A 14,935-nucleotide genomic window follows, 5' to 3' on the forward strand; every position below is an offset into this window, starting at 1 on the left:
GTGTTACCGGAGCAGAAGCGAGCGCGGCCGGCCGGCAGGCCGGCCGCCGTGACCGGCTGACCTTCGTGGCCCGCTCGTGAGGAGAAGCACCATGGTCAGGGAGAACGCCGCGAGGCTCGCTGTGCTCATCGACGCGGACAACACGCGGCCCGGCGTCACCGACGGGCTGTTGGCCGAGGTCGCCAAGTACGGAACCGCGCACGTCAAGCGGGCCTACGGCGACTGGACGGGGACGAGCCTGCGGGGCTGGAAGGACCAGCTGCTGGCCCAGTCGATCCAGCCGATCCAGCAGTTCGCCTACACGACCGGCAAGAACGCGACGGACGCGGCCATGGTGATCGACGCCATGGACCTGCTGTACACCGGGCGCTTCGACGGCTTCTGCATCGTCTCCAGCGACAGCGACTTCACCCGTCTCTCCTCGCGGATCCGCGAGTCGGGACTCACGGTTTACGGCTTCGGCGAACGCAAGACCCCCAAGCCGTTCGTCTCGGCATGTGACAAGTTCGTCTACATCGAGAACCTGCCCTACTCCCGCAACATCGCCTCACCCGCCCACGCGCTGCCCGAGCCCACCGCGGCGTCACTGGCGGTGTCTCTCGAGGCGGACACCGAACTGCTGGGCCAGCTCGTCAACGCGGTCGACGCGGCCTCCGACGAGGACGGCTGGGCGAACCTCGCCAACGTCGGCTACATCGTCACCAAGCAGCGCCCGGACTTCGACTCCCGCAACTACGGCTACCCCAAGCTCAGCGAACTCATGGCCGCGATCGGGCAGTTCGCCCTGGACCGCCGCAGCCCCGGCGACGGCAAGCCGGCGGTCGTCTACGCCCGCAACAAGCGCGAGCAGCCCTGAGCGACCGCCGCCTCCGACCCGGCTCTCGCGACCGCGGTCTTTGATTCCCAGGCCGGTACGGGCCTCGACCGGCGAAATTCGCACCGGTTCCGGCGCATCCGGCTTTATGATCTTCGTCGCCGTCGGGGGCGGGAACGATTGACGGGAATCTCAGTGACGCCACCTCCGGACGAGCAGCGGATCGCGTATCGAAGCCACGCCGTTTGGTTCTGGCCGGTGTTCTGGCCGGTCGCCATCGCGCTCAGGTGGTTTCTCGGCTGGGACGCCGGCGGGCCGATGGTCCTGTGGATCCCCGGCGTCGCGCTCCTGGAGGTGAACGCCGTCCTGACCGCCCTGCGCGCCAGGCGCGGCCTGACCCTCACCGCGTACGGGATCACCTGGCACAAGTACGAGATGCGCCTTACGTGGTCCAACGTGACGGCGGTGGAGCAGAGCGGCAGCCGAGGTGCGACGCGGCTGGTCGTACGCGTGGGTGAATCCGGCCAGGCGCTGGAGGACGTGCCGGTCCCGGCCCGCCTGGAGGTCCGCGCGAATCTGTGGCGATTCGGCGCCCCGATCGCGTTGCGTGCCGGACGCCTCGCACGCCCTGCGGCGGAGGTCATCGAGATCGCCGACCGGCTGCGGCGGGAGTACGCGCCGCCCGCGGGGCTCAAGGGGTTCATGACCCGTGACACCCCGCCGGCGGCGGAGCGGGCCCGGCGGTCCGCTCGCTGGTGGATCAGGCCGGCGAGCACCGGCCTCGGGCTGGTGCTGTTCGGAACCGTCATCGTCAACATCGCACCGTCGAAACTGCACGCGCGCCGCTTGCTGGGCACCCGGTTCACCGAACCCTTGCAGGACTTCGACGTTCGACGAGGCCGGGTGCCGGTGACCGGGACGGTGCGGGAACTCGCGAGAAGCTGCGGAAGCGTCAAGGTCTACTACTCCCGGCCGGCGCCCCCGGTCAGCGCGTAGGCCGCGCGCTCACGCCGTCCTTTTCTTCTCCGCTTCGTTCTCGTCGCCGACCGGGCCGGGTTCCTCGCGAAAGTCGATCTCCCGGTGGGTTCCGTCGCACAGCGGCTTGCCGGCCGAGTGCCCGCAGCGGCACAACGTCATCCTGTTGCGGGTCTCCAGCGGCTGCCCGTCCGCGCGTTGGACGGGCACGCCGCCGGTGACCCACAGCGAGCCGGCCAGGCCGTTCTCCTCCTCGATGACCGAGATGGCCTTCGGGAGGTCGGGCTCGATGGACTCGCCTCCGCGTCGCAGGGCGTAGCTGTACGACCCGGAGGGGCAGTGCTCGATCCGTCCCATGACGTCGGAGCGCACGTCGCTGTCGTCGGTGTCGGCGAGCATCGAGGCGATCGGTCTGGTGCGCCCGATGCAGAACGCGGCGTGGACGCAGAGTTCGCCGACGCGCTGAGCCGAGATGCCCACGCCGTCGTGCACGTGCTGCCGTTCCTCGTACGGCCGCACGTCGGCGGACTCGGTGCCGTCGAACCCGACCCGGGCGTGGGTCCCGTCGCAGAACGGCTTCGCGCCCGATCGGCCGCAGCGGCACAGCGCATAAGTGGGCTCGGTGGCCAACGTCTCGCCGGTCTGCCAGGTCAGCGCGGCGTTGTTCTCGGCAGCGACGATCTTGCGTTTGCGCTTCAGCGGAACTCCGCCGTACACGAGGTACGGGCCGTCGGGGAGCACGGCGATCCGCTGCGGGTCGTCGACGCTCCACGGACGCTGCTCGGGCGGGACGTACTCGAAGGTGGGGCCGGCCGTCGTGCCTTCGCCGTCGGGCATCCGCATCAGCGCCTGGGCCTGCGTCTTCAGCTTGTACATGGTGGCGGTGGCGACCGCGAGCAGCCGCGGGCTGCCGTTGAACGCCTCTTCCAGCAGATGCAGAAGGGTGCAGTAGGTCCGGTCGAACTCCTCTTGGGCCGTACGGATCGCGCTGCCCGGAGCGTGGTCGGCGAGTCGCGGGTTGGGCCTCATCGGGAGGACGCCGAGGAGGTCCACAGTGATCGTCTCGCCGGTGGGGCCGGATCGTGGAGTGTCGCCGCGCCGGTAGCGCCGGCCGGCCCTGAGCTCCTGGAAGCGGTAGTAGTGGGCGACCTCGTCCCGGTCGGGATGGTGGACGTCCGGGTCGCCATCCCAGACCGCGCCGCGCGACGTGCCCTCGCCCTCTTCGACGATCTCCTCCAGCGCGGCCAGCGCCGAGGTCAGGTCGGTGACGGCGATCATCCGTCCGCCGGTGTGCCGGAAGTGTCCGGCGTGCACCTGGCGAGCCGGATCGCCGCGGAAGACCTCCCGCTCGCCGAGCCGGTCGCACAGGTGGCGCAGCCCGTCCTCGATCGCCGCGTAGAACTGCCCGATCGTCTCGTAGCGGTCGCCCTCCGCCGGGGCGCCGGGCGGCGCCGGCCGTTCGAGCCGGAGGAACATGTCGAGTGCCTCGTCGCCGAACGGGAGCAGCGAGAGCTCCAGGGAGGCGTCGCCGTGCGGCAGCCGCCGGGGGTGAGGCGGCAACATCCGCGGCGAGTCCAGCCGCGGGTGTCCGCCGACGGCGTTGAGCAGGTTCGCGGCCAAGGTCAGGTGGAGCATCTCTTCGATGAAGACTCCGGCCACCACCTCGACGGCTTCGGAATTGCGCTCCGGGTCGAGCGAGTAGAGCGCGCACAGGTACGGCGGCAGGGTCGCGTGTTCGAGTTCGACCGCCCACTGCAGGTGCTCGCGGAGATCGTCCATCGTGGCGATCCGCGCGGGGGCGGCGTGCCGCCGTGGTGTCGGGTGATTCATCGTGTCTCGCTTCTGCCGTCTTCCCGGGCATCGGTTGCCGCCCGGCCGTCAGCTAAGACCGGGAACCCCGCGGGGCTGTGACAGCCGCCGGCGGGAGATCGGGTGTCACAGGTGTGGCCACTGCCTGGTCTCTTTCAGCAGGACGGACGTCGGGAGTGACGGGAGCGAGACCGTGCCGCCAGCGCAAATCAGGTACCGGATCCGGGTCCGGATGGCCGCGCGTGCGATCGACGAGCCGCACCGTGTCTCCAGCCAGCTGGAGCTGTTGTTCGATCTGACCTTCGTGGTGGCGGTCGCGGCCGTCACCGCGCAGTTCGCGCACCACATCGCCGACGGCCACGCCCTGGCCGGGCTCGTTCCCTTCCTGCAGGTCTTCTTCGCGGTGTGGTGGGCGTGGATGAACTCCACCTGGTTCGCGTCGTCGTACGACACCGACGACGTCCCGTACCGGCTGCTGACCATGCTGCAGATGGCCGGCGTGCTCGTCCTCGCCGCGGGCGTGCCCGCCGCGGCCGACAGTTCCGACTACCGCGCGGTCGCGATCGGCTACCTCGTCATGCGGGCCGCGCTCGTCGCGCAGTGGCTGCGGGCCGGCGCCGAGGACCCGGCCGGCCGTCGTACGGCGCTGCGGTACGCCCTCGGCATCGCCGTCGCTCAGGCGGGCTGGATCGCCTGGCTCGTTCTGGCGGAGACCGGCACCCTGCCGTCGTCGGCCCAGGTGCCGTGTTTCGTCGGCCTGGCCGCCCTGGAACTCGCGGTGCCACGGTGGGCGGAACGGCCCGGCCCCACCAACTGGCACCCGCACCACATCGCCGAGCGCTACGGCCTGTTCACGATCATCCTTTTCGGCGAGAGCGTCCTCGCCGCGTCGAACGGCGTCGGGGCGGCGCTCGACGGCGGTGAGATCAACCGTCCGCTCATCATCATCGCCGCCTCCGGGCTCGTGCTGCTGTTCGCCCTCTGGTGGCTCTACTTCCTCGCCCCGGCCGGCGAAGGGCTCAACGACCGCCGCCACCTCTCGTACCGGTGGGGGTACGGCCATTACGGCATCTTCGTCAGCCTCGCGGCGCTCGGCGCCGGGCTCGAGGTGGCGGTCGGGCAGACCGGGCACGACCTCCGCGCGTCACCCCTGGCGATCTGCTACGCCGTGGCGATCCCGACCGCGCTGTTCGTGACGTTGCTCTGGATGGTCCACACGCCCCTCCTGGCCGAGCCCGTCCTTCGCCCCACCGTGGTGGTGTGCGGCGTCACCGCCATCCTGCTCCTGCCGCCGGCGGCCTCGCGGACCGGAGTGGTCACGGTCGTCGCGGCGATCGCCGCCGTCTGCATCCTGATGACCATGGTCACCATCGCCGCGCGTCACCGCCCGGCCGTCCCGGAACCGGGCGCTCCCCTCCCATCAACGCAAGGAATGACCAACGATGACCTCTCACGGTGACCTTCCCACGCCCGAGTACGGCCTCCTCCTCTCGTACTTCCTGACCGTGCGCGACGTCGCGGTCTCGAGGCGCTTCTACGCCGACGTCTTCGGCGGCGAGGTGGTGATGGAGGAGAACCCGGCGATCGTGAAGGTCGCCAACAGCTGGATCATCATGAACCCCGGCGGCGGGCCCACCCCCGACAAGCCGGACGTCACCTTGGACGTGCCCCGGAGCGGCGAGCGGGTGTCCAGCTTCCTGAACGTGCGCGTGGCCGACATCCACGCCTTCTACCGGCATGCCGTCGCGAAGGGCGCCCGCTTCCTCACCGAGCCCCTCGACCGCAAGTCGGAACTGCGCTGCTACCTACGCGACCCCGACGGCTACCTCATCGAGGTGGGCCAGTCCACCGGCCTCCTCAAGGGAGTCCTGGCCGATCCCCCCGCGGACTCCGCACCGCCTTCCGGGGCGGCTCGGGAGGCGTCCTCCCGAAAGATGTAGCGCGGACCATCGCGTCGGGCCCCCGCCCTCATGTCTGACCTGCTGGTTGGGCCCCTGAGCTGCGGGAAGTCTCTGATCTGGGTTCACCCACTCATCCGGATCGGGGGACAGGGACCGTTGATGGCTGATGACATGACCGGCGCGGAGTCCGGCGGCGCGTCGGAACGCGAGTCCGGGGGCGGGGCACCGGTGCCGGAGGCTCTGGACGAGGCCGAGTGCCTGCGGTTGATCTCGCCGGGCGGCATCGGGCGGCTGGCCTACCTCGGCCGGTACGGCCCCACGATCCTGCCGGTCAACTACCGGCTGCACGAGGGCACCATCGTCTTTCGAACCGCCCACGACAGCCCGACGGATGAGGACCTCCGCACCGGGATAGCGGATGCCGACTACAAGGTCGCGTTCGAGATCGACGAGCTGCGCCCCGAGACGCGGGAGGCCTGGAGCGTTCTCATCCAGGGATCGGTGCGTCATGTGGAGTCCGAGGACGAACGCGCGTCGGTGCGGGAATCGGGCGTCGAACCCTGGGCGGGCGGCGCCAGGGAGCTCTACCTGCGCATCCAGCCCACACGCATCACCGGCCGGCGCATCGGCGGCAAGCCACCGGCCGCCGCGGACCGATAAGGCACCGCTCACCAGGTGGCAGGGCGGACGGCCAGCCGGCCGCCGCGCTCGGTGACCTCCGTGCCGAACCTCGCGCAGGCGGACCTGAACCGGTCGACGATCCACCTACGGTCCTCGTCGCGGGCCGGTTCGGTCCGCGCGTAGTCCAGCGTCAGCGGCAACGCGGTCACTCTCACCTCGCCGAGGTCACTGATCTCGGCTCGCCAGGCCAGACCCAGGTCGTTGCGCAGGTACTCGTCCGTGGCGTAGTCGTCGATGAGGTCGCCCAGGTCGTAGAGGATGTTGCCGTTCACCCCGTGGAAGACGTGGGCGGAGTGGCCGGCCACCAGCGTGGCTCCCGCGTTCACGAAGCCCTCCGCCGCCCGGCGGACGTACGGCAGGGGCTCGGTGGTCATGTTGGGCCCCCAGTGCGGCGTCACCAGGACGACGTCGTATTCGGCCGCCGCGTCCTCGATCCCGCGGGACAGCCACGACGGCACACCCGCGCTCAGCGGGGCGTACGCGACTCCGGGCGCGGTCTCCGACGCGGCGAAGTCGCTCGGGTGGTCGGTCACGCCGATCACGGCCACGCGCGTACCGGCTCTCTCCAGCACGGCCGGAGCCCGCGCCTCCTCGCGGTCACGGCCCGCGCCCACCGCGGCGATGCCGGCCCCGGCCAGATGCCGCAGCGTGTCCTCCAGCGCCTCGTGGCCGTAGTCCAGCGCATGGTTGTTCGCCAGGGTCACGCAGTCGACGCCCAGCCCGGTCAGCACGCCCACGGCCTGCGGCGGGGCGCGGAAGTGGAACGGCTTGCCCGGCGCGGTCCACCGCCGGCCCCGGTCCGAGACGCAGCACTCGAGGTTCAGCACGACGAGGTCGGCCTCGGCGAACGCCGCGCGTACCTCCGGGGCGAACAGGCCCTCCGGCCCGGCGTCCGCGATCACCTCGCCGACGCCACGGCCCAGCATCGTGTCGCCGCCCAGGGCGATCGTCACGGCCATGCGCGTTCCCCCTTCCCAGCATCGCGCGGCCGTACGTCCGGGGCGCCCGACATTCGGCGCGGCTCGGTGGACCTTCGGCCCTATCCCGGCCGGGTCCCGCCGAGCGACGGTGACCACATAGCCGGAGATGGGAGGGGCCAATGCGAGCGCACACGGGCGATGCGTTGCTGGTCCGGGGTCACCACGTCGGGGACCACGATCGTCAGGCCGTGATCATCGAGGTGCACGGGACGGATGGGGCACCGCCGTACCTGGTCCGCTGGGAGGACGGGCACGAGAGCGTGTTCTTCCCCTCCTCGGACGCGTTCGTCGAACGGATGCCGCACCACGAGAAGGCCGACTGAGGCGTGCTCCACCCGTAGAGGCCCGCCGGGGATCGTCGGGAGCACGCCGGCTGAGGGGTGCCCAAGCGGGGGCTGAGGGTGCCTCGTCGTGTGAGACTGCCGGACATGAGTCTGGCTAGGGAACTCGAAACGATCGGCCGACCACTCGTCGAGGAGCAGCTCCGCCACCCGACGGTGGCCGGGATCGCGCGCGGCGACCTCGACCTCGCCGTCTTCCGCGGGTGGCTGGAGCAGGACTACCTCTTCCTCCACGACTACGTACGGGTGTTCGCGCGGCTGGCGTGGCAGGCGCCCGACGGGCATCTCGGCGACCTGGTGGAGCTGGCGCACTCGACCTTCTTCGACGAGCTGTCGCTGCACCGGACCCTCGCCGCGGAGTTCGGCGCGGACCTCGAGGGTGCCGTCAAGGGGCCCGCCTGCGCGGCATACACCGCGTTCCTCCTGGACTCCGCCGCCTCGTACGGCGAAGGGCTCGCGGCTCTCTATCCCTGCATGTGGGGGTACTCCACGCTCGGCCGGATCCTGGCGGAGGACCCACCGGCCGATCCTCGCTACCGCCGTTGGGTGGACGCGTACGCGGACCCGGGCTTCGCGATGCTCGCCGGGCGGGTCGCGGTCATGATCGACGAAGCCGCACCGGACCCCGAACGGGCCCGTACGGCGTTCCTCGAGGGCATGCGCCACGAGCTGGCGTTCTGGGACGTGCCGTCGTGAAATCCGGCTGGCCCGGCCGGGTTTGTCCACAGGGCTGTGGACAAGGTTAGCGTCTCTGATCAGCTTAGGGATCCGTGGTCCCCTGCTGTGTTGTGACTGGTGGATCTGTCCACCGGGGTGGGGTGGCGTGGGCGTGTAGGTGGAAGCCTGCGCCCAGTTCGGTGTTCCGCATGAGGACTCGAAAATACGAGCGAGTGGCCAGGCCCATCAGAACACCGACCGCCTACCGGCGAGACCCCGTCCAGCGCGTCCCGCCTTACTTGAACCACCACAGCAACTCGACACCTCTTATGACCGCTACTTGCGGATCCTTAAGGAAATCCGTGAGCCTTGGGGTATGCCGGAGCTGCCGGAAGTCGAGTCCCTCGCCGCGTTCCTGCGCGAGAACGCTGTCGGCCGGGCGATCGCCCGCGTCGACGTCGTCGCGATCTCGTGCCTGAAGACCTACGACCCGCCGATCACCGCGCTGAGCGGGCTGTCGATCACCGATGTCACCCGGTACGGCAAGTTCCTCGATCTGGACGTGGACGGCCTGCACCTGATCGTCCACCTGTCGCGGGCGGGCTGGCTGCGCTGGAAGGACAAGCTGCCGGCCGCGCCGCCGAGGCCCGGCAAAGGCCCACTCGCCATGCGCGCCCACCTCGACGACGAGTCCGGGTTCGACCTGACCGAGGCCGGCACGCAGAAGCGGCTCGCGGTCTATGTCGTCCGCGACCCGCAGGAGGTGCCCGGCATCAGGACGCTCGGCCCGGACCCACTGCGCGAGGAGTTCGGCGCCGAGACGTTGGCGAAGATCCTCGACGGCCGCCGTACGCAGATCAAGGGCGTGCTCCGCGATCAAAGCGTGATCGCCGGCATCGGCAACGCCTACTCCGACGAGGTACTCCACGCCGCCAAGATGTCGCCGTACAAGCTCGCCGCGAGCCTCACCGAGGAGGAGGTCGCGACACTCTACGAGGCGATCGTCACGACGCTCGGCGATGCCGTTGAGCGTTCGAAGGGCCTCGCGGCCAAGGACCTCAAGGGCGAGAAGAAGTCGGGCCTGCGCGTACACGGCCGGGCAGGCGAGAAGTGCCCGGTCTGCGGCGACACGATCCGGGAGGTCTCGTTCGCCGACCGGGCACTGCAGTACTGCCCAACATGCCAGACCGGCGGCAAACCACTCGCCGACCGCCGAATGTCACGCCTGCTCAAGTAGGCGGCCGCAGTTATCCACAGGCTGTGGAAGCCCCTTGTCCCCGCCGACCAGCACACGAAACGATGAAATTGGGATGGCTCCCCCTGGGAGGGCGGGCTCCACGAGGGGCGGGCGGGCTCCCACGACGAGCGAACTCCGCGAGGCGCGGGCTTCGCGAGGCGCGGGCTCCACGACGGCCGGGCTCCGCGGGGGCAAGGAAACCGAGAGCGCCCGGGCGAGAGTTGATCGAGATGACGATGGTGCCGGTCTTGTCGCGGCGCTAGGGCGGGCTCCGCGGGGCAGGCTCCACGAGGGCGATCGGTCAGTTGTCCACAGGTACCCGAAGGCCTTCTGGGGCCGTGCCGACGGTTATCTGGGGTAGTCGCGCGTCATCGCTGGTCGGTGAAGTAAACGCGCATGGTCACGGCCCCGTTTTCGACGAACGCCGGCGCAATCCCGGCGAGTTCGCTTTAACGAAATGCTGACGGTCCTCGGGGTCCCAGCCGAGGACACCGAGACGCTCGGGTGAATCCAGGCGTAACTCGACCACTGCTGTGCATGGCGTCCGCTCGCCCGAGGTCGCCGGCAAGATCGCCCGACACCTCGGCCGGTTCCGCGGCTGGATGGTGGAAGGCTCCGGCCACGGCCGCGTTCGCGCGGCCACCGCTCGCGCATTTACAACGGCAGGGTCCGGGAATGGCCTCAGATAGAGGGCGGCGAGCCGCAGGTGAGCGCGGGCAGCACGGGGCCGTCCGGGAACACCGGCCAGCCGAGCGGTTTCACAGCAGAGAACGGCTGGTCCCACCCGCTGCTTGCCGCCCCGCATCTGCCGTATCAGCCTGGTTGGGTGCACAGAGGATCGTTTCGGCGCCCGCGAGTGAGCTGCCGCGGTACCCATGCGGAGGCTGATACCCGAGTGAGGTAGGGGACTCCGATGGATTCCGACGACCGTTCGTTGATCAGTGTGCTTACCCGGGATCATCGTCGCATCGCGAACCTGCTCGCACGCCTGGTGAGACGTGACGAAGATCGCCGACAGCTCGTCGACGAGCTGACCGTCGAGGTGATGCGGCATATAGCCGCCGAGGATCTGTACTTGTATCCGGTAGCTCGCGAAGTCTTTCCGGTAGCCCGCGAGGCCATAGTCGACTGCGTGATCGACTTCTCTCACCATAAAGATATTGACGTCCGGGTCGAACAAATTCTGGCGGACCTGGCCGAGGCCGAACCGGACAGCAACTCCTTTGATGCGCTGGTCACCAAGCTCGTCGCGGAGGGGAGTCGGGTGATCCTTCATGAAGAACTGGCCGTGTTCCCCTGGCTGGCCCGGTACGGGGACAGGCAGACGCTTGTGGAACTCGGGGACGTGATCAAGTCGTTCGAGGACGCCGTCGTGGTCGAGAAGGCGTGCGGCGCCGGATTCACGATCCGCTTCGGTGACCGGGTTCTCCACCGCTTGAGCCCAGCCGCTCCCGGCGACTGAACACCGGGCCGGCCGGGCGTAGAAACGGCTGTAGGCCATGGCCCCGGTCGCGGGCGTGAGGCCAGGTTCCACCGCACGCAGCGGCCGAATCGCCGCGCCCGATGTTCCACCGTCTAGACCTTGCCTACTGATCGTAAGGCGAAGGCGCGCTCAAGACCCAGCGCACCTTGCCCAGCCCGGCTCCGTGGGCGGCTCCACGTCGGGCGATCAGCGGCTTGAGAGCGACACCAGATAACGCAGGCTGGACAATGGAAGTGGGGTCGGCCCCTGGGCAGGCGGGCTTCGCAAGGGGAGGCTTCGCGAAGTCAGGCCCTGCCAAGGGGCTCGGCTCGGGGGCGGTCAGTGTGTCGGGGTGTGCGCCAGGGGTCCGAAGAGGGCGGCGAGGTCGTTCCAGCGCTTGATCTCGCAGCCGTTCTTGCGGCCGAACGTCGTGTCGACCTTCTTGCCCTTCCAGATGCCCTTGACCGTGGCGGTCTGCGGGCCGCCGTAGATCTGGGTGCACATCTGGCCCTTCGGCGTCGGGGCGAACGGGTCGCCGCCCTTGGCCGCGGACACCTTTTCCAGGCTCGCGCACGCCTGGGCCGCGTTCGGGGTGTTGCCGCCCGCCGGATCGCAGGTGAGTGTGCGCGTGATCGGGTGGGAGTTCGGTGCCATGCGCACCGTGATGGTGAGTTTGGTCCCGTCCGTGCCGATCTTGCCACCGGGGGGCGGGGTGGGGGTCTGCGAGACGGGCGTCGGTGCCGGTGAACCGGGCGTCGTGCTCTGTGCGGGCGGTGAGGCCTGGTTGCTCGGCTGGCTCGTCGCGGTTCCGTTGTCCTTGCAGCCGGTCAGCGTCAGTGCCGTGACCACGCCCGGCACGACGATGGCCGTCCTTCCCAGTCTCGATAGAGATTGCCTCATGACGATTCGACTCCGGCCGCTCGCACATGGTTCCGTGGACATGTGAAATTCTTCAACGATCCGCTACCCACCGTGGCGGTCGCCGAGGTTCCCGGTGACGGCTACCTGCTCGACGTGCGGGAGAACGACGAGTGGCAGGCCGGGCACGCGCCCGACGCCGTCCACATCCCGCTCAGCGAGTTGAACGCCCGAGCCCGCGAGGTCCCGGAAGACCGCGATATCTACGTTATCTGCAGGTCAGGGGCGCGATCCGCGCAGGCCGTGGCGGCGTTCAACAACGCCGGATGGAAGGCCGCGAACGTCGACGGCGGCATGCACGCCTGGGAGGCGGCGGGGCTCCCGATGGTGAGCGAGTCCGGCGGCGAACCGTACGTCGCCTGAACCCCATAGGTCACCGAAACCCGTACGTCGTGCAAACCCCACAGGTCGTCTGAACCCGCGGACCGTACGTCTCCTCGACCGGCGACGTACGTTGCCCCGGCTCGCGCGTTATCGGTGGGGCGTGAAGCCCAAGGATTCATAGAGGCGACGGGCCCGGCTGTTGTGTTCCGTCACGGCGAGGGACAACAGCGGATGGCCCTGCTCGCCCAGAGCGTGCATCGTCGCTTCGATCAGCGCTCGCCCGAGCCCCCGACCGGCATGTGACGGTGCGGTGAAGACGTACGCCAGCAGCGGCACTTCCTTCCACACCGTCACCAGGGCGGCGGCCACGGGGCGGGCCTCGTCATCCGCGACGAAGGACGCCGTCGGAAGAAAAGGTCCATGGGTCCCGGTGAAGGCCAGCCGGATCTCCTCCGTCACCGAGACGACACTGCCCCCGGTGTCCTCCTCATCGGGTGAGCCCCGGTACGCGTCCCACATCAGCCGCCCGAGAGCAGGTATGTCGGCCTCGACCGGATGCCGGAAGCCGTGAGCCGGCACCTCCCGCGGCAGCCGAACGTCGAGACGGAACCGCTTGGTGGCCGCAGCGGAACGATCGGTCATACCCAGACTCCTCGCGTCCGAGCCGGCGACGTACGCGGCTGTGGCATCGGTCTCCTGCCGGTGGCAAATCCGCTGAACCGGTATACATTGTCACCGGCCAACTTGATAACGCGGGAGCTCGGGCGTCGACCGGGCTGAGAGGGCGGCTTCGCAGGTGCCGCCGACCGCTCGAACCTGACCGGGTAATGCCGGCGTAGGGAGTGTGCTCTGTGAGCACTGCCGTCGACCAACCACACAACGAGGCTCCGTACACGCTCGACCAGCCCGCGCCCAAGGTCCTCAGCTTCTGGGACCAGAGCGCGTTCTGGGCCAACCTGGGCGTCAGCCTGCTCGCCTTCTCCGGCGCGGTCACCGTGCTGGCGCCGGACGCGCAGGGCACGCCGCAGCTGCCGATCATGGCCGGTATCGTCGCCATGATCGTCGGTACCGCGATCGGCGGGATCATGCTCGGCCTGGCCGCGGTGCCGGGCGCGCGGGCCGGCGTACCGGCCATGATGCTGCTGCGGGGCCTGTTCGGCACCCGGCTGTCGTACGTGCCGACGGTGTTCAACATCCTGCAGATGATCGGCTGGGGGACCTTCGAGCTGATCGTGATCGCGGACGCCGCCGAGCAGATCTTCGGCGGTGGGCCCCACTGGCTGTACGTCGTCGTGGCCGGGGTGATCACCACGGTGCTGACCATCTGGCCGCTCGGCTCGGTACGGGTGCTGCGCCGCTACGTGACCACCGCGGTCGTGATCGCCCTGGTCTACTTCTACATCCAGCTCACGCGCCAGCCGCTGCCGAACCTCACGTACGGCTCTTGGAGCCACTTCTGGATCGGCGCGGACGCGGCGCTGGCCGTCTCGATCTCCTGGGTGCCGATGGCCGCCGACTACACGCGGCACTCCAGGTCCGAGCGTGCCGCCTTCGGCGCGGCCAGCGTGGCGTACGGGGTGACGCAGATCGTCGCGTACGTGCTCGGCCTGCTCGCCCTGGCGCTGGTCGCGGAGGACTCCACCAAGGTGTTCGGGCCGTTCCAGCACGTGGCGCTCGGCACGCTGTTCTTCGCGGTGTTCGTCCTGCGCGAGGCCGACCAGTCGTTCGCGGACGTCTACTCGACCGCCATGTCGATCCAGAACCTCGCCCCGCGCCTGGACCGGCGCCTGCTGACGGTCGTGCTGGGAGCGCTCATCACGGTGTTGGCACTCGCGCTGAACATGAACGACTACGCCGGCTTCCTCACGCTGATCGGCTCGGTGTTCGTGCCGATGCTGGGCGTGCTGGCGGTCGACTTCTTCTGCTTCGGCGGCCGTCGCGGCTGGGATGTGTCGGAGGGGGCCCCGGCCCGCTGGTCGATGATCGTCGCCTGGGCGGTCGGCATCGCCACGTACCAGCTGATCAACCCGGGCACCGTCGGCTGGTGGTCCCGCATGTGGACGAACGCCCAGAGCGCGCTGCACTTCACCCCGTCGAGCTGGATGAGCGCCTCCCTGCTGTCGTTCGCCGTCGCCGGCCTGGTCACGGCGGCCATCGGCGCTCTGCGCCGTACGGAACGTCCGGCCACCGAAGACGTCTGACCGTGGGCTTCGTCCGGCCCGACGACCCCGCGGTCGCCGATCTCGTCCGCCGCTACGTGGTGTGGTCGTCCGTGCCGGGTCAACAGCGCTACCTTCGGCTTTTCCACGGCGGCGCGCTGGGGGAGGATCGCGCGTTCCTGCGCGCGCTCGCCGAGGACGCCCGGCGGATCACCGATGAGGAGCTCGGCCGGCTGCTGACCGTGGAGTGGCGGTCTCGCCTCACCGCCGCCTGGCTGATCGGCTTGGACCGCCGCACCATGTTCCGTCGTCTTCTCGGCGAGCTCCTCCTGGAGAGCGAGCTGATGTACGCGGGCGAGGCCTACTGCTTCGCCCTGGCGCGCTTCGGCGGGCACGAGGACGCGGACCTGCTCGCCGCGTACCTGGATCGTTATCTGCCGCGGCGTGACTGCTACTACGACCAGCACTGGGCGATCGGCGCGCTGCTGTACCTCGACGACCGGCTGGGCGGCCACCGCGCCGCCCGCTTCCTGGGGGCGGACGGCCTCTGGGCGCGCTCGGCAACGCGCGACCTGGACCCCGTCGAGTACCGGCGTGTCACCGGCCGGCTGTGTGCGCTGGCGGACGACATTCACGGCGCCGGCGGTGACTCATCCACAAATGCGAAGTCTTCTTGA

At 69.6% G+C, this 14,935-nt stretch carries 16 protein-coding genes and 1 riboswitch; of the genes, 12 read left to right on the forward strand and 4 right to left on the reverse strand.

The features are described 5' to 3' along the window. The first annotated feature begins 91 nt into the window (after positions 1-91). Together OG417_RS02525 and OG417_RS02530 are read left to right on the forward strand one after the other, a co-directional pair. Positions 92-856 carry an NYN domain-containing protein gene (locus tag OG417_RS02525; RefSeq protein WP_329249086.1) on the forward strand — a complete coding sequence of 255 codons (765 nt, stop codon included), beginning with the start codon at positions 92-94 and terminating at the stop codon, positions 854-856. 153 nt (positions 857-1,009) lie between these two features. Further along, complete coding sequence (locus OG417_RS02530) at positions 1,010-1,810, forward strand: hypothetical protein (protein WP_329249089.1); 801 nt, start codon at positions 1,010-1,012, stop codon at positions 1,808-1,810. Positions 1,811-1,819: 9 nt separating this feature from the next. Here OG417_RS02530 and OG417_RS02535 read toward each other — a convergent pair whose 3' ends face one another. Continuing rightward, on the reverse strand, positions 1,820-3,619 hold the full coding sequence (locus OG417_RS02535) for a ferritin-like domain-containing protein (RefSeq protein ID WP_329249093.1): 1,800 nt from the start codon (positions 3,617-3,619) through the stop codon (positions 1,820-1,822). A gap of 172 nt (positions 3,620-3,791) precedes the next feature. On the opposite strand from OG417_RS02535, the gene OG417_RS02540 reads away from it, so the two are divergent. From OG417_RS02540 to OG417_RS02550, 3 genes are all read left to right on the forward strand, one after another. Further along, positions 3,792-5,057, forward strand: coding sequence for a low temperature requirement protein A (locus OG417_RS02540; protein WP_329249096.1), 1,266 nt, complete (start codon positions 3,792-3,794; stop codon positions 5,055-5,057). Further along, positions 5,041-5,538: a VOC family protein gene (locus OG417_RS02545; protein ID WP_329249099.1), complete on the forward strand. Its 498-nt coding sequence runs from the start codon at positions 5,041-5,043 to the stop codon at positions 5,536-5,538. Before OG417_RS02540 ends, OG417_RS02545 begins: the two co-directional genes overlap by 17 nt. Positions 5,539-5,658: 120 nt before the next feature. Beyond that, entirely contained in the window at positions 5,659-6,159 is a 501-nt protein-coding gene (locus tag OG417_RS02550) for a pyridoxamine 5'-phosphate oxidase family protein (RefSeq protein ID WP_329249101.1), read from the forward strand. 8 nt (positions 6,160-6,167) lie between these two features. Here OG417_RS02550 and OG417_RS02555 read toward each other — a convergent pair whose 3' ends face one another. After that, positions 6,168-7,139 (reverse strand): CapA family protein, encoded by a 972-nt coding sequence (locus OG417_RS02555; protein WP_329249105.1) that lies wholly within the window; start codon positions 7,137-7,139, stop codon positions 6,168-6,170. A 140-nt stretch (positions 7,140-7,279) separates the two neighbouring features. On the opposite strand from OG417_RS02555, the gene OG417_RS02560 reads away from it, so the two are divergent. The 4 genes from OG417_RS02560 to OG417_RS02575 all read left to right on the forward strand — a co-directional run bounded on the left by OG417_RS02560 (position 7,280) and on the right by OG417_RS02575 (position 10,857). Continuing rightward, the gene (locus OG417_RS02560; protein WP_329249108.1) at positions 7,280-7,483 is read left to right on the forward strand and encodes a DUF1918 domain-containing protein; all 204 of its coding nucleotides are present in this window, start codon (positions 7,280-7,282) and stop codon (positions 7,481-7,483) included. 105 nt (positions 7,484-7,588) lie between these two features. Continuing rightward, positions 7,589-8,197, forward strand: a complete 609-nt coding sequence (locus tag OG417_RS02565) for a TenA family protein (RefSeq protein ID WP_329249111.1) — start codon at positions 7,589-7,591, stop codon at positions 8,195-8,197. Positions 8,198-8,534: 337 nt separating this feature from the next. Further along, a complete protein-coding gene (locus tag OG417_RS02570; protein ID WP_329249114.1) occupies positions 8,535-9,395 on the forward strand; it encodes an Fpg/Nei family DNA glycosylase in 861 nt (286 codons plus the stop codon). A gap of 913 nt (positions 9,396-10,308) precedes the next feature. Further along, a complete protein-coding gene (locus tag OG417_RS02575) occupies positions 10,309-10,857 on the forward strand; it encodes a hemerythrin domain-containing protein (RefSeq protein WP_329249116.1) in 549 nt (182 codons plus the stop codon). A 339-nt stretch (positions 10,858-11,196) separates the two neighbouring features. Here OG417_RS02575 and OG417_RS02580 read toward each other — a convergent pair whose 3' ends face one another. Continuing rightward, positions 11,197-11,715 carry an SSI family serine proteinase inhibitor gene (locus OG417_RS02580; protein WP_329249120.1) on the reverse strand — a complete coding sequence of 173 codons (519 nt, stop codon included), beginning with the start codon at positions 11,713-11,715 and terminating at the stop codon, positions 11,197-11,199. A gap of 84 nt (positions 11,716-11,799) precedes the next feature. Here OG417_RS02580 and OG417_RS02585 point away from each other — a divergent pair, with 84 nt between their 5' ends. After that, entirely contained in the window at positions 11,800-12,138 is a 339-nt protein-coding gene (locus OG417_RS02585) for a rhodanese-like domain-containing protein (RefSeq protein ID WP_329249123.1), read from the forward strand. A 108-nt stretch (positions 12,139-12,246) separates the two neighbouring features. On the opposite strand, the gene OG417_RS02590 is transcribed toward OG417_RS02585, so the two are convergent. Continuing rightward, positions 12,247-12,741 (reverse strand): GNAT family N-acetyltransferase, encoded by a 495-nt coding sequence (locus tag OG417_RS02590; RefSeq protein ID WP_329249126.1) that lies wholly within the window; start codon positions 12,739-12,741, stop codon positions 12,247-12,249. A 100-nt stretch (positions 12,742-12,841) separates the two neighbouring features. Continuing rightward, positions 12,842-12,958: riboswitch (TPP riboswitch) on the forward strand. Between OG417_RS02590 and OG417_RS02595 the strand changes: the two genes are divergently transcribed. Next, a complete protein-coding gene (locus OG417_RS02595) occupies positions 12,951-14,300 on the forward strand; it encodes a purine-cytosine permease family protein (RefSeq protein WP_329249129.1) in 1,350 nt (449 codons plus the stop codon). Its footprint overlaps the riboswitch before it by 8 nt. Positions 14,301-14,302: 2 nt before the next feature. Then, positions 14,303-14,935 carry a DUF6000 family protein gene (locus tag OG417_RS02600; RefSeq protein WP_329249132.1) on the forward strand — a complete coding sequence of 211 codons (633 nt, stop codon included), beginning with the start codon at positions 14,303-14,305 and terminating at the stop codon, positions 14,933-14,935.

Origin of the sequence: Actinoallomurus sp. NBC_01490, from assembly GCF_036227085.1 — a bacterium.
In the GTDB taxonomy this organism is placed as follows: Bacteria; Actinomycetota; Actinomycetes; order Streptosporangiales; family Streptosporangiaceae; genus Actinoallomurus; species Actinoallomurus oryzae.